Here is a 14,909-nt window from a genome sequence, read left to right as displayed (position 1 = left end):
CAAAATATAATTTCATTAACTTATTGATTTAAGAAAAATAAATTCCACAAATAGCAATAAACTGAAATTAAATCTAATTTTTTAGATGAAGAGCACAATATTTGATAAAATCAACTTTATTTTATTGACCTGATTTACTCATACCTTTAAGTTACCTGTCACAACAAAATAAATGTAAATAATAATTTACATCATAATTTCTTTTTTATTTAGTCAATATCTTTCAGTTACAGGGAATTTTTATGCAGATTTCATCCCGCAAGCTCCCCTTTTATCGTGTGTTATATGTCCAAGTGATTATCGCTATCATTCTAGGTATTTTGCTTGGTCATTTTTATCCTGATGTGGGTGAATCCTTCAAACCGCTAGGTGATGGTTTTATCAAAATCGTCAAAATGATTATTGCACCTGTGATTTTCTTAACAGTCGTCACCGGTATTGCTGGCATGAACAATATGAAAACAGTAGGAAAAGTAGCAGGTAAATCAATGATTTACTTCTTAACTTTTTCAACTATTGCGCTGATTATTGGATTAATAACCGCTAATATTATTCGCCCTGGTGATGGTTTAAATATCTCTCCTGAATCATTAGATAGTAGCCGAGTAGAAATGTATGTCACACAAGCACACAGCTCTTCTCTTGTTAGTTTTCTAATGAATATCATCCCAGATACTATCGTTAGCCCATTAGTTAACGGCAATATCTTGCAAGTATTGTTTGTTTCTGTGATTTTTGGTCTAGCATTAGCATCAATAGGCTCACAGGGTGAACCTGTATTAAAATTCTTACAGCATCTTTGCGACCCCATCTTTAAGATGGTTGGTATGCTAATGAAGTTAGCACCTATTGGTGCCTTTGGTGCCATGGCGTTTACCATAGGTAAATATGGTATTTCTTCTATTGGCAATTTAATGTTGTTAGTGATTACTTTTTACCTTACTGCATTACTTTTTGTACTCGTGGTATTAGGTGCTGTTGCCAAATATAACGGCTTCTCCATTCTCTCTTTAATTAAATACATTAAAGACGAGTTATGGTTAGTATTAGGTACCTCTTCATCTGAAGCCGCACTACCCACATTAATGAGTAAAATGGAGCAACTGGGCTGTAAAAAATCTGTCGTGGGTTTAGTTATTCCTACAGGTTATTCCTTTAATTTAGATGGCACCAATATCTATATGACTATGGCGGCTTTATTTATCGCTCAAGCAACAGGCGTTGATTTGTCGTTAACAGAACAAATTACGTTACTGTTTGTTGCCATGATCAGCTCAAAAGGTGCAGCGGGTGTCACTGGCGCGGGCTTTATTACCTTAGCAGCAACGCTATCGGTTGTACCTAGTGTTCCAGTCGCAGGTATGGCGCTTATCTTAGGTATAGATCGCTTTATGTCAGAATGCCGTGCATTGACCAATATTGTCGGTAATGCTTGTGCTTGCATTGTTGTCGCTCGTTGGGAAAATGCACTTGATAAAGAGAGAATGAATGATATTTTTAGTGGCAAAATATCCAGAGAAGACTTTGCTAATGATAATTTAGTCTCTGATAATGTAAATGAAGAACCTCATTATGTGAAAGTCTCTGAGCAATAGATTGGAAAAGTCTCAACCTTATTTAGGGCGGGTCACATCTATAAAAAAGGTGCTCTATTTGAGCACCTTTTATTTGTTATATTTCGATTAAAATAACCGAATATTTAATCTTATTTATTCCATCCACTCGGTATGGAATACGCCATCTTTATCAGTACGTTTATAAGTATGCGCACCAAAGTAGTCACGTTGAGCTTGGATTAAGTTTGCTGGTAACACTTCTGCACGATAGCTATCGTAGTAAGAAATAGCCGCAGAGAATGTTGGAGTAGGAATACCTGCTTGTACGCCATAACAAACAACATCACGCAGAGCTTGTTGGTAATCGTCAGCGATTTGTTTAAAGTATGGTGCTAACAGCAGATTTGCAATACTTGCATCTTCGTTATAGGCATCTGTAATTTTTTGCAGGAATTGAGCACGGATGATACAACCCGCACGGAAAATCTTCGCTATTTCACCGTAATTTAAATCCCAGTTATATTCGTCTGATGCTGCTTTCAGTTGTTGGAAGCCTTGAGCATAAGAGACAATTTTACCTAAATACAGTGCACGGCGAACATTTTCAATAAAGGCTTTTTTATCACCTGAGAATGCTTTAGGTGTTGGGCCTGATAATACTTTAGATGCAGCAACGCGTTGATCTTTTAATGAAGAGATATAACGAGCAAACACAGACTCAGTAATAAGAGTAACTGGCACACCTAAGTCTAAAGAACTTTGGCTAGTCCATTTACCTGTACCTTTATTTGCCGCTTCATCAAGAATAACATCTACAAGATATTTACCTTCGTCATCTTTCTTACGGAAGATATCAGCTGTAATTTCAATTAGATAGCTGCTTAATTCGCCTTTATTCCACTCGGTGAAGGTTTCTGCTAATTCTTCATTAGTTAGGCCTAGTGAATGTTTTAATACTGAATACGCTTCTGCAATTAGCTGCATATCGCCATATTCGATACCGTTATGAACCATTTTCACATAGTGACCCGCACCATCAGCACCGATATAAGTTACACAAGGTTCACCTTCAGCAACAGCCGCAATTTTTTCAAGGATAGGAGCAACTAATTCGTAAGCTTCTTTTTGTCCGCCAGGCATGATTGAAGGGCCTTTTAATGCACCTTCTTCACCACCAGAAACACCTGTACCAATGAAGTTAAAGCCTTGCGCTGATAATTCACGGTTACGACGAATAGTATCTTTAAAGAAAGTATTTCCGCCATCGATAAGGATATCGCCTTTATCTAAATGCGGTGTCAATGCAGCAATTGTTTTATCCGTTGCTTCACCCGCTTTTACCATTAATAAAATACGGCGCGGTTTTTCTAACGAATCAACAAACTCTTCAATAGAATAATTCGGAACCAGTTTTTTACCTGGATTTTCAGCGATAACTTCGTTAGTTTTATCGCTTGAGCGGTTGTAAATAGATACAGAATAACCACGGCTTTCAATATTTAGCGCAAGGTTACGTCCCATAACTGCCATACCAACCACGCCGATTTGCTGTTTGGACATGAAAATAACTCCCGTCTGAAAATAAACCTGCCAGTATCAATGTACTGACAATTTGTTAACCTGATCACATAGTAACTCACTCTCTCACTTGGTGGTAGTTATTGATGTAATTGGTATCACAATCTTTTAGACAAAATGAAATTATTCCCCTGTTACTAATAATAATTTATTGAAAAATTCCTTCAAATTGCTCATTATTCTCAAGTCGGCATATGCCGTCTTTATAGAAGGTAAAACAAACTGTATGGAATGGATCTTAGATCCGACAATCTGGGTAGGACTCTCCACCTTAATTGTTCTCGAAATCGTACTTGGTATTGATAACCTTGTTTTCATTGCTATTCTGGCAGATAAACTCCCAGCAAAACTAAGAGATAAAGCACGTATAACAGGTTTATTGTGTGCCCTTGTTATGCGAATTGTGTTGTTATTTAGTCTCTCTTGGCTTATCACTCTGACAAAACCTCTTATTACACTGTTTGATCATCCTTTCAGTGCAAGAGACTTGATCATGCTTCTCGGAGGGATATTCTTGCTGTTCAAAGCCACAATGGAGCTTAATGAACGGCTAGAAGGTAAAGATCACAACGAAGGGAAACAACGCAAAACGACCAGCTTTTGGTCTGTCGTTGCACAAATTATCGTGCTGGATGCGGTATTCTCGCTTGACTCAGTGATAACCGCTGTGGGTATGGTTGATCATTTAGGTGTTATGATTGCGGCTGTTACTATTGCAATGTTCTTGATGATCCTTGCAAGTAAGCCTCTAACAAATTTCGTCAATAACCACCCAACTATTGTTATCTTGTGTTTAAGCTTCTTGCTGATGATTGGTTTTGCATTAGTTGCCGAAGGCTTTGGCTACGCCATTCCAAAAGGTTACCTATATGCAGCGATTGGCTTCTCTATCATGATAGAAGTCTTTAATCAGCTTGCACAATTTAACCGTCGCCGTTTCTTATCGGCTTCTCGCTCTTTGCGTGAACGTACAGCAGAAGCGGTTCTACGTATTATTAATGGTAAACCTGAATCTTCTGAATTAGATCCTCACACATCTGATTTAGTCTCCAGTTCAGAAGAAGTGTTTGATCCTCAAGAACGCCAAATGATTGTACGTGTGCTTGGTTTAAGCCAACGTAATGTTAACAGTATCATGACGTCTCGCCATGATGTTGAATACGTAGACTTAAATGCAACACAAGATGATATTCGCCAATTATTGGAAAAGGATCCTCACTCTCGCCTAGTGATCACCGATGAACAATCTGGTGATGAACCTGTCGGTGTTGTTAATGTTATTCAACTACTGAATCAACAGTTGCGTAATGAACCTCTAAACTTACGTTTATTGGTCACTCAACCTTTGATTTTCCCTGAAGGTTTATCTTTATTGCAAGCGTTAGAACAGTTCCGCAGTGCTCACACTCACTTCGCTTTTGTTGTAGATGAATTTGGTTCAGTAGAAGGGATCGTGACGCTGACTGACGTTATGGAAACTATTGCAGGTAACTTACCTGTCAGTTCTGAAGAAAACGATTCACGTCATGACTTGGTTCAAAACGAAGACGGTTCATGGACTGTAAACGGTTTTACACCACTTGAAGACTTAGTGCTTTATATTCCAATCAAACTGGATGAAAAACGTGAGTATGAAACCTTAGCAGGCTTATTAATGGAGCATTTACAACGTGTTCCAACTGTTGGTGAGAAAATCCTTATTGATGGCATTGAATTTGAGCCGTTAGAAGTGAACAACCATAGAATTAATAAAGTTCGAATTGTTGAACCTACACCAGAAGACGAAGAAAACGTTGACGAAGCGTAGTCCCTGTCAAATAGCAAAATATCCGCCTTTAAGGCGGATATTTTTTATCTGCATTTTATGTACCATAAAAAACGGGCTTTGTTTTCACACAAAGCCCGCCAATAAAATTTAAAATAATAATTTAATATTAATTCAATGAGTTAATAATTAACCTAATGTACTTGGTACAAGAATTTCAGTTGCAACAATAACAATAACCAGCCCTACTAATACGGGTACAGAAACACGCTTCATCACTTCAAAAGGTGAAATTTTTGCCATACCCGATACGGCAACGACAACACCAGAAACTGGTGATAATGTACGACCTAGGTTTGAAGCTTGTAACATTGGGATGGTTAAATAAGCTGGGTTAACACCCATATTGCTTGCTAAACGAGGAATTAACTCAACGAATGCATAGAATGGCGCATTACCAGAGCCTGTGGTCATTGCCGCTAACATGGTAATTAATACCAGTGCAATCATCATCACAATGGCACCTGAGCCTAATGACTGAGCACCTTCAATTAACGCATTGATAAAGCCAACGGTTGTTAAACCTTGAGCGAATACCCCAGCAGCGACTAATAACATCACAACTTGTGCAAATGCATCTGCCATACCACGGTAAGCCACTTCTAAGCCTTCAAAAACTTGTTTTGCGCTGAAACTACGAATAAATTCGATAACAGCCGCTAAAATCATACAGATAATAATAATGGCAACGATATGAAGTTCTGGTAACCATTTACCATCAAAAACGAGAACACCGATAATTGGCGTGAAAGGCAAAATTGCATAGAAACTTGGTGCGTGAGTTTTGATCTCATTCACGTCTAACATTTCTGTTTCGATATGCTCTTTACGGTCAAGATAACGCTGCCAGAAGAAGTGAGCGATACACATACCCATAATTGCAGCAATAGAGATAGGCAATGTGGTTTTAAATGCGAAATCAATCAGCGGCATTTGAGATGCTTCAGCAGCTAAAATAACATCACCTGATGTTGGCGCTAAGATAATAGAAGCTGGAGACGCACAGATTGCAGCAGCAGCTCCGCGGCTAATTCCCATATTCACCATAACAGGGAACAGCGTTGCCATTAATAACACACCTAAACCTGTTGCTGATGAAACAGCCAGTGACATCAAACATGCAACAATGTAAGCCGCAACCATCAGCAAATAAGGTGAGTTAATCATTTTTAGTGGGCGTGATGCTAATTTTACAACAACATCATTAGCGCCAATGTGCGTCATATAAGCAGCGAAACCACAAAGTATCATGATCATCATACCTAAATCGCCACCACGGCTCATTAGTAGATTTTTCACATACTCGACAATATCAATTAAGCCATAGCCTGTTGCAGTCGCACTCGCAGGTAAAACAGCCCTTCCCATAATTACGCTGATGATCAGTAATAACAGACCACCCGTCATTAAGACACCTGTTGGTGAATAGCCTTTTACGATATAACGTCCAACACCTACGGCAACGAAGGCGCCGATAAGAATTTCGATCATTTATTTATCCTGTCTAAAATAGTCATTTATAAAATGAAGTTTTTTATTTTTATCATCATTTTTGCGTTTAGTGCGATTGACACACTCTGCCCAAAGGCAACGTTGCAGTGTATGACATATATCAAAAAAAACGACTATTTTTTTGCATGTATATAGCACGAATGCTTATTTTTCATTCAAAACATAAATTAAATGATAGATATAAGGCAAAAAGCACACGATTATCAAAATAGTGTGCTTTTATTAAGAATGTGATGAAGTTAAAAATCGTGAAACTAGATTTTCTTCAATAGTTGATTAAGTGCTTTTACTTCAGGGCTTTCAGCATCTTGTTTATTTAGCCAATTATCGATAGCTTGCTTGGCTTTTTGCTGTAATTGATCGCGCAATAATTTTTCAATATTAAGTTCATATTGAATCGCATCCCAATCACCATAGAGTCTTAATGGAATTTCAATTTTAGCCAATTGACGGATAAATTCGTTTTCTTTACCCCAACCTTTTTTGATATTAACAAATAACATCACATCAAGATTATGGCGTTGAAGATCCACTTTGCCCTGCCCTTTAATTTGATAAGCCTCTGCTTGAGCATCAAGTGAATTAACGGTTACTTTTCCTTTGGGTGCTAACTTAAATTGGGCAATCACATTATCTGCTTGGGTATAACTTTCGATATCTTCAGGGTAAATCACTTTATCCGTCGCTTGAGCGACTGATTGCTGAATAACCTGTGGTACATTTAATCCCTGCATTTTAAATTGGGTAACAGAGGTATTAAGTGTACCTTGCCAATAACGATAAAAAGCTTTTCGGTTATATCCCGTTCCTTCTAAATTCCCTTTTGCTGAAATTAATCCACTGAAATTTTCAGGTTGATTAAAGGCACGCAATAGTGGCTCTAATGGAATATTGTTCATTGTGATATCCATGCTGATATGCGCTGGCACAATGCTTGTTGAAATAACCGTTGGCAGTGAAAAATCACCTTGAAGGATTTTTCCTGTTAAGGTTTGAATATTCAGTGAATTAGGGTTATTTAATGCATCAATTTTAAAATTGTTAATCTCTAAATCTTTATAGAGAAGCTTATTCAGGGATAATTTCAGTGTAAACTCAATATCACCCCAACTCGTTAGATCATATTCTTTATTTTCAATGGTAACTGAAGTAATAACCGGTTTTGCCATAATGGTGGCATTCGGTGCTGGTGCCGCATGGGCTGTACTAAATAATGAAAATGAAGGAGGTATATGATTATCAGTCGTTGGCACTAATAACGCATTTTCTGATACTTTAGCCGTTGCTAATTCTGGCAATAAAGTATTTAAATTTAGCATTTCACTTTTTAAATCAACTTGATAGCGAGTAGCATCTGCAAATTCTGCACTGATATTACCTTGCAATTGACTATCATTAGCTGTGAGATTTAAGTTCTCAAGTGAAATTTTTCTTACGCCCTCATTTTGGATCGTAAAATCTGAAGTTAAACTTCCTGCAATTCCATTTTCAGGGATCTCAACTCCTGATAAAGCGTAATCTAACTGTGTGATCTTACCCGTAACTTGGTAAGGATAGCTGTTCATATCCACATCAGCAGCAACATTTAGCGTGATCTCACGACGGTCACGATTCACTTTCGTGCTCATCTCAAGACTAACTTGTTTTTTCTCGTCTGTTTTCAACGATAAATCAATATCACGTAAATTAAGTTGCTCACCGTCTTTCATTTGCCAAATAATTAAGCTGTCTGAAATTTTTACTTTGGCGATATTCAACTGCCAATTATTGGCTCTAGGTTCGACAACTGGGTGAGAAATATCTCGAGGAGTAGAAGGTGGTGATATTTTAGGAATGGCTTTACTTTCAGGTGTTTGGCGAACTACGGCACCTTTAAGCATGACTTCTTTTACTTCAAGTTGATGGGAAAGTAGCGGTAATAACTCAACATCAAGACGCATATTATCGGCAGTAATAAAAGGCATTTCAGCACCAGGTGCTGTCAATGACATTTTACCACTGATAATGCTTAACTTTGGCCACACATGCCAACGCATATCATCTTGTAATGTGAGTTTATAACCGCTTTGTTTTTCGACCCTTTCAACAAGGTATCCACGGAAATCATTCGGGTTAATGAGTAAAACTAACGCTGTTAAGCCTGCAAAAATAACCACAAGCAAGATAGCCAGTGTTGTCAAAAACCTTTTCATATAATTACCCGCTTAGTGAACATGATAATGATGATTATAAAGATAGTTAATCTTCACTAATCCGACTACCAACAGCACCTTGTTGATTTTTATATTTTGCATCTTGACGACGATTATAAGGTCTATCAGCAGAACCAGACATAGGTTCAAAGCTTAATGCACCAATAACCATACCTGGTCTTAATGCGAGAGGAAGTTTACCTGAATTAAAAAATTCTAATACGATTTGTCCATGCCAGCCGGGATCAATACGATGAGCGGTAACATGTACCATTAAACCTAAACGGGCTAATGATGAGCGTCCATCTAACCATCCAACAACATTATCAGGCAAAGTGACTGACTCAAGTGTCACCGCTAACGCTAATTCACCCGGATGTAAGAAAAATGCTTCACCTTCAGGTAACACAATTTCATCACTCATTACACGTTCTAGCGCAGCGTTCACTTCAGCCTTAGGGCCACTCAAATCAATATAAGCAGCAGTATGACCTTGGAAAACACGAAATTGATTTCCTAAGCAAACATCTGCTGTTGCGCCGTTAATTCGCTCGACGGGCGGGCGGGGTTCAATGACTAATTTACCTTCATCCAGCCACTGAATAATATCACGGTCGCATAATCGCATTTTATTTCCTTCTTCAAGTTAAACAGGCAGTTTCATCATGCATGAAAGCTGCCCACAAATGAACCTATTATTCGCAGAACTGCCCAATTTTTGCTTTCAGAATATCAATCGCAACGCGGTTTTTACCCCCTCTAGGTACAATAATATCGGCATATTGTTTAGAAGGTTCAATAAACTGGAAGAACATAGGACGAACGGTTTTATTATATTGTTCAATGACTGAGTCTAAGCTACGTCCACGTTCATTCACATCACGTTTAATTCTACGCATTAAGCAAATATCTAATGGCGTATCAACAAAGATAGAGAAATCCATCTCTTCACGCAGGCGTTTATCTGTTAATAACAAGATGCCTTCAATGATAATAACTTTTTTAGGTTGAAAAGGAATGGATTCTGTTTTGCGAGTGTGAGCAACGTAGTCGTATTGAGGGAGTTCGATGGTTTTTCCTGCTTTTAGTTCACACAAATGCTGATATAAAAGTGCGTGATCCATCGAATTTGGGTGGTCATAATTGACCTTATATCGTTCTTCCATCGTTAAATCACTTTGGTCACGATAATAACAATCTTCTGGTATCACCCCGATATTATGATCACCTACTTGCGCTCTTAATTCGCGGTAAAGTGTACTTGCAATAAGACTTTTACCCGAAGCAGAAGCTCCAGCGATACCTACAATTGTGCACTGATGTGCTGTGTCAGCCATAATCAAAAACCTGGTTTGAAATAAAAAGAGGGATAACGTAATAATATGTAAATATTACGCTAGCGCAGATTATAGTTTTGAAATCACTCTGGTTCCAGCGTAAAACCAGAAATCTATTCGTTTTTTATCAAAAACAGTCGGAAATCGCATATAAAAAATGGAAAGCCAATGGCTCTCCATTTAAATCAGCAAATAACTCAACGTATTATTTTACTGTCATTACACTGCGCGGAAAGAAATTTCCGTTGGGATTGCATCGCCATCCCAATACATTTGAGCAGACACTGTTGACGCGATTTCGCGATAAATATCAGCAAACTCGCCTTCAGGATCACGCATCACTGTTGGTTGCCCACGGTCTAAGTCTTCACGTAAAGAGATATGAAGAGGAACTTGACCTAATAATTGGCAATGATATTTCTCTGCCAATTTCGCCGCACCACCAGTACCAAAGATAGGTTCAAGGTGACCACAGTTACTACAAATATGTGCGCTCATGTTTTCAATAATACCTAATACAGGTACATTGACTTTCTTAAACATGACGATCCCTTTCATTGCATCCACCAGCGCGATATCTTGTGGTGTTGTTACCACAACCGCAGCGGTTACAGGGATATTTTGAGATAAGGTTAATTGGATATCACCTGTTCCCGGCGGCATATCGATAACGAGATAATCCAAATCAGGCCACAGCGTATCTTGGAGCATTTGCATTAATGCTTTGCTCGCCATAGGACCACGCCATACCATTGCATTATCATCTGTAACTAAATAACCGATAGAGTTAGATGCTAAACCATAAGCCATAATCGGTGCCATATGTTGTCCATCAGGAGACGTTGGACGCTCCATTGTGGTACCCAACATATTCGGAATAGATGGCCCATAAATATCAGCATCAAGAATACCTACTTTAGCGCCTTCTTGTGCAAGAGCTAATGCAAGGTTAACTGCTGTACTTGATTTACCAACGCCACCTTTACCAGAGCTCACAGCAAGAATATTACGCACACCATTAACGCCTGGTAGATCATTTGCACGGCGTAAGGTTGAAATATTGTGCTTGAGTTTCCATTCAATGGCTTTTGCACCAGTGATGTTGCGAAGTTCAGCTGTTTTTTCTTCGATTAGGACTTGGAAAGGTTTTTTCCAAACAAATGGCATCACTAACTCGATATGAAGAACATCGTCAATCATCGCACATTGATGTAATGCTTTTAGAGAAAGCAGATTACGCTTCAATGTCGGGTGTTCAAAAGTAGACAAGACACCTGAAACTTTTTCGTTCAGAATCTCAGGGGTGGTCTGCTCGGGGGATTTATCACTCATCCCGGCTCCTCTCGTTTTCATTATTTATTAAATATATGAGTGCATCTATCATATCAGATAGTAGATGACTACGTTAATGCCTTACCTCAATTTGCCAACTGAAATTTCTCTTGCAAAAACTCGATTATTGCCCTAGCGACATCATGACGGATCGGTTAACATCAAAGTCCCTTTTATTAATTTTATGGAAGTAAGATCCTTACTATGTCTCACGTCGCGAATAAATTATTGGTAACCTGCGCGTTACCTTATGCTAACGGTTCAATTCATCTCGGTCATATCCTTGAGCACATTCAGGCTGATATCTGGGTCCGTTATCAACGAATGCGCGGCAAAGAAGTTCATTTCATCTGCGCTGATGACGCCCACGGCACGCCAATTATGCTGAAAGCTCAACAACTGGGTATTACACCAGAAGCCATGATTGAAGAAATGAGCAAAGAGCATCAGCAGGATTTTGCTGGCTTTAATATCAGTTACGACAATTATCACTCTACACACAGTGAAGAGAGTCGCCAATTATCGACTAAAATTTATCTTGCACTGAAAAAAAATGGTCACATCAAAAGCAAAACTATTTCTCAGCTTTATGATGAAGAAAAAGGCATGTTTTTGCCTGACCGCTTTGTAAAAGGCACTTGCCCTAAATGTAAAGCGCCAGACCAATATGGTGATAACTGTGAAGTTTGTGGCTCTACTTACAGCCCAACCGAATTAATCAACCCACGCTCTGTTGTATCAGGTTCAACGCCTGTTATGCGTGAAACTGAGCACTATTTCTTCGACTTACCTGCATTTAGCAATATGTTACAAGAGTGGATACGCTCTGGCGCTCTGCAAGAGCAAGTTGCAAATAAAATGCAAGAGTGGTTCGACAGCGGTTTACAACAGTGGGATATCACTCGTGACGCACCTTATTTTGGATTTGAAATCCCAGATGCACCGGGTAAATATTTCTATGTATGGCTAGATGCACCAATCGGCTACATGAGTTCTTTCTTAAACTTATGTGAAAAACGTGGTGATTTAAGTTTTGATGAGTTTTGGAATAAAGACAGCAAAGCAGACCTTTATCACTTTATTGGTAAAGATATCGTCTATTTCCACAGCTTATTCTGGCCAGCCATGTTAGAAGGCAGCGAATACCGCAAGCCAACCAACCTGTTTGTTCACGGTTATGTCACTGTAAATGGCGCGAAGATGTCAAAATCTCGTGGCACCTTTATTACAGCGCGTGCTTATCTTGATCATTTTGATGCAGATTGCCTACGCTATTACTATGCAGCAAAACTTTCCTCACGCATTGATGATATTGACCTAAACTTAGAAGACTTTGTTCAACGTGTTAACAGCGATATTGTTAATAAAGTCGTTAACCTTGCATCACGTACAGCAGGTTTTATCAGCAAGCGTTTTGATGGCAAATTAGCAGATTCTTTAGATGATGCTAAGCTTTATCAACACTTTGTTGATATGAAAGAAACTATCGCACAGTCATTTGAAAATCGTGAATTTGGTAAAGCAGTTCGTGAAATCATGGCATTAGCGGATGAAGCCAACCGCTATATTGATGAAAAAGCGCCGTGGGTTGTAGCAAAACAAGAAGGTCAAGATGCACAGCTACAAGCTATCTGTACAATGGGTATTAACTTATTCCGCGTACTGATGACATATCTGAAACCTGTTTTACCTTCATTAACAGAACGTTCAGAAGCCTTTTTGCAAACCGAATTAACATGGGATGCGCTTGCACAACCACTTTTAGGTACAGAAATCACCAAATTCAAAGCACTGTTTAACCGTATTGAAATGGATAAAGCCAATGCAATGGTTGAAGCATCTAAAAGCACCATTGCACCTGTAAAAGAAGTCACAGGACCATTAGCAGATTCACCAATTCAAGAAACGATTAAGTTTGATGATTTTGCGAAAATCGATATGCGTATCGCTGAAATTAAACAAGCTGATTTTGTTGAAGGATCAGATAAGTTACTGAAGCTAATTTTGGACTTAGGTGGTGAGACTCGCCAAGTCTTTTCTGGCATTCGTACAGCATACCCAGATCCGAAAGTGTTGGAAGGTCGTTTAACGGTAATGGTGGCAAACTTAGCACCTCGTAAAATGCGTTTTGGTATTTCAGAAGGCATGGTAATGGCGGCAGGACCTGGCGATAAAGATATCTTCTTACTTAGCCCAGATTCTGGTGCAAAACCGGGTCAGCAAGTGAAATAACAACCAAGATTCATTTGCCAAATCAATAAATGGCGGGGTTCTATAAGAGCCCCGCTCTTTTTTTATTGTGATCCGTAGCACACTTTCAAAATCGGTGTATGATAAATCTGTTAGTTGATTTGGGACACTTACTTATGAAATCTAAACGGGCACGATTGCAGATTACACTTTGGCATTATCTACGATCTTTTTTGGTACTTTATCTTTGTCTCTTTGCGGGTAATCTTATTTCAGCCCTTCTACCCTTCGCGGTTCCAGGCAGCATTGTTGGCTTACTTATTCTCTTCGGTTTACTTGCTTTCCAGCTTATCCCTTTGCGCTGGGTTAAACCGGGTGCCAATATCCTCTTAAAAAATATGACATTACTCTTTATTCCTATCGGAGTGGCAGTAATGAATTATTATGACTTATTAAGTCAGCAACTTTTCCCTATTGTTTTAGCAAGTGTGGTAAGTACCTTTGGTGTTATGGCATTAGTCGCTTATTGCTCACACTATGTTCACCGTGAGCGCATTATCGTGGGTGCAAAACCTGACATAGTTGAGGACGTTGTAGAAAAAACGCAACAGAAAGACGACGATACAGCGTTAAGTGAGAAGAAAAAATGTTAATGTTAATGAATATTTGGTGGTCACTTCCTTTAACCATAATTGTCTTTTATTTATCACGTAAACTTGCTGCTCGTTATAAATTGCCTATATTGAACCCCTTGCTTATAGGTATTGCGGTTATTATTCCTATTTTATTAATCACTCATACACCTTATGAGCATTATTTTGCCGGTAGTCGTATTTTAAATGACTTATTGCAACCGGCTGTGGTTGCCTTAGCCATTCCACTTTATCAGCAATTACACCAAATTCGCGCACAGTGGAAATCGCTGATCAGTATTTGCTTTATCGGTAGTATTGCCGCAATGGTCAGTGGTACTGCGATTGCCTTATGGGCAGGAGCAACACCCGAAATTGCTGCATCAATTTTACCTAAATCAGTGACAACACCTATCGCAATGGCTGTCGCAGATTCCATCGGTGGTATTCCTGCAATCAGTGCTGCATGTGTTATTGCAGTAGGTATTTTAGGTGCCATTTTTGGTCACACACTCTTTAAAATACTGCGTATTCCTACTCACGCATCTCGTGGTTTAGCAATGGGAACCGTTTCTCACGCAGTGGGAACAGCAAGAGCGGCTGAAGTCGATTATATTGAAGGTGCTTATAGCTCACTGGCATTAATGACCTGTGGGATTATTACTTCCCTTACAGCGCCATTTATCTTCCCTATTATTTTGCATCTTTATAGTTGATACCTTTCTTATTCTCCATTCTTAAATCCTCGATTTAAT

Annotated in this window: 11 protein-coding genes; 5 read left to right on the top strand and 6 right to left on the bottom strand. The window is 38.8% G+C overall.

The features are described 5' to 3' along the window. The first annotated feature begins 242 nt into the window (after positions 1–242). Positions 243–1,595 carry a dicarboxylate/amino acid:cation symporter gene (locus tag F1325_RS05705; protein WP_109373473.1) on the top strand — a complete coding sequence of 451 codons (1,353 nt, stop codon included), beginning with the start codon at positions 243–245 and terminating at the stop codon, positions 1,593–1,595. 114 nt (positions 1,596–1,709) lie between these two features. Here F1325_RS05705 and gndA read toward each other — a convergent pair whose 3' ends face one another. Further along, positions 1,710–3,116, bottom strand: a complete 1,407-nt coding sequence (gene gndA, locus F1325_RS05700) for an NADP-dependent phosphogluconate dehydrogenase (protein ID WP_023581264.1) — start codon at positions 3,114–3,116, stop codon at positions 1,710–1,712. A 244-nt stretch (positions 3,117–3,360) separates the two neighbouring features. On the opposite strand from gndA, the gene F1325_RS05695 reads away from it, so the two are divergent. Then, positions 3,361–4,941 carry a TerC family protein gene (locus F1325_RS05695; protein ID WP_109373472.1) on the top strand — a complete coding sequence of 527 codons (1,581 nt, stop codon included), beginning with the start codon at positions 3,361–3,363 and terminating at the stop codon, positions 4,939–4,941. A 147-nt stretch (positions 4,942–5,088) separates the two neighbouring features. Here the strand turns inward: F1325_RS05695 and dcuC are convergent, their stop codons facing one another. The 5 genes from dcuC to apbC form a co-directional block, all read right to left on the bottom strand. Further along, positions 5,089–6,450, bottom strand: coding sequence for an anaerobic C4-dicarboxylate transporter DcuC (dcuC, locus tag F1325_RS05690; protein ID WP_160230099.1), 1,362 nt, complete (start codon positions 6,448–6,450; stop codon positions 5,089–5,091). A 275-nt stretch (positions 6,451–6,725) separates the two neighbouring features. Further along, the gene (gene asmA, locus F1325_RS05685) at positions 6,726–8,663 is read right to left on the bottom strand and encodes an outer membrane assembly protein AsmA (RefSeq protein WP_160230098.1); all 1,938 of its coding nucleotides are present in this window, start codon (positions 8,661–8,663) and stop codon (positions 6,726–6,728) included. A 46-nt stretch (positions 8,664–8,709) separates the two neighbouring features. Beyond that, on the bottom strand, positions 8,710–9,291 hold the full coding sequence (gene dcd, locus F1325_RS05680) for a dCTP deaminase (protein WP_006537532.1): 582 nt from the start codon (positions 9,289–9,291) through the stop codon (positions 8,710–8,712). A gap of 67 nt (positions 9,292–9,358) precedes the next feature. Beyond that, on the bottom strand, positions 9,359–10,000 hold the full coding sequence (gene udk / locus F1325_RS05675) for a uridine kinase (protein ID WP_109373469.1): 642 nt from the start codon (positions 9,998–10,000) through the stop codon (positions 9,359–9,361). 219 nt (positions 10,001–10,219) lie between these two features. Beyond that, entirely contained in the window at positions 10,220–11,332 is a 1,113-nt protein-coding gene (apbC, locus tag F1325_RS05670) for an iron-sulfur cluster carrier protein ApbC (protein ID WP_036912151.1), read from the bottom strand. A gap of 204 nt (positions 11,333–11,536) precedes the next feature. On the opposite strand from apbC, the gene metG reads away from it, so the two are divergent. The 3 genes from metG (at position 11,537) to F1325_RS05655 (ending at position 14,870) form a co-directional block, all read left to right on the top strand. Continuing rightward, the gene (gene metG, locus F1325_RS05665) at positions 11,537–13,564 is read left to right on the top strand and encodes a methionine--tRNA ligase (RefSeq protein ID WP_109373468.1); all 2,028 of its coding nucleotides are present in this window, start codon (positions 11,537–11,539) and stop codon (positions 13,562–13,564) included. 134 nt (positions 13,565–13,698) lie between these two features. After that, a complete protein-coding gene (locus F1325_RS05660) occupies positions 13,699–14,175 on the top strand; it encodes a CidA/LrgA family protein (protein WP_109373467.1) in 477 nt (158 codons plus the stop codon). Further along, positions 14,175–14,870 carry a CidB/LrgB family autolysis modulator gene (locus tag F1325_RS05655; protein ID WP_100159648.1) on the top strand — a complete coding sequence of 232 codons (696 nt, stop codon included), beginning with the start codon at positions 14,175–14,177 and terminating at the stop codon, positions 14,868–14,870. Before F1325_RS05660 ends, F1325_RS05655 begins: the two co-directional genes overlap by 1 nt. The last annotated feature ends 39 nt before the right edge of the window (positions 14,871–14,909 follow it).

The organism is Proteus columbae (assembly GCF_009914335.1).
Lineage (GTDB): Bacteria > Pseudomonadota > Gammaproteobacteria > Enterobacterales > Enterobacteriaceae > Proteus.
This window is presented reverse-complemented; position numbering and strand designations above follow the sequence as displayed.

Bases quoted from the DNA above. Each gene is read 5' to 3' on its own strand.
- udk (WP_109373469.1), bottom strand. From the start codon at position 10,000: ATGGCTGACACAGCACATCAGTGCACAATTGTAGGTATCGCTGGAGCT.
- asmA (WP_160230098.1), bottom strand. From the start codon at position 8,663: ATGAAAAGGTTTTTGACAACACTGGCTATCTTGCTTGTGGTTATTTTT.
- gndA (WP_023581264.1), bottom strand. From the start codon at position 3,116: ATGTCCAAACAGCAAATCGGCGTGGTTGGTATGGCAGTTATGGGACGT.
- dcuC (WP_160230099.1), bottom strand. From the start codon at position 6,450: ATGATCGAAATTCTTATCGGCGCCTTCGTTGCCGTAGGTGTTGGACGT.
- F1325_RS05660 (WP_109373467.1), top strand. From the start codon at position 13,699: ATGAAATCTAAACGGGCACGATTGCAGATTACACTTTGGCATTATCTA.
- metG (WP_109373468.1), top strand. From the start codon at position 11,537: ATGTCTCACGTCGCGAATAAATTATTGGTAACCTGCGCGTTACCTTAT.
- apbC (WP_036912151.1), bottom strand. From the start codon at position 11,332: ATGAGTGATAAATCCCCCGAGCAGACCACCCCTGAGATTCTGAACGAA.
- F1325_RS05695 (WP_109373472.1), top strand. From the start codon at position 3,361: ATGGAATGGATCTTAGATCCGACAATCTGGGTAGGACTCTCCACCTTA.
- F1325_RS05705 (WP_109373473.1), top strand. From the start codon at position 243: ATGCAGATTTCATCCCGCAAGCTCCCCTTTTATCGTGTGTTATATGTC.
- F1325_RS05655 (WP_100159648.1), top strand. From the start codon at position 14,175: ATGTTAATGAATATTTGGTGGTCACTTCCTTTAACCATAATTGTCTTT.
- dcd (WP_006537532.1), bottom strand. From the start codon at position 9,291: ATGCGATTATGCGACCGTGATATTATTCAGTGGCTGGATGAAGGTAAA.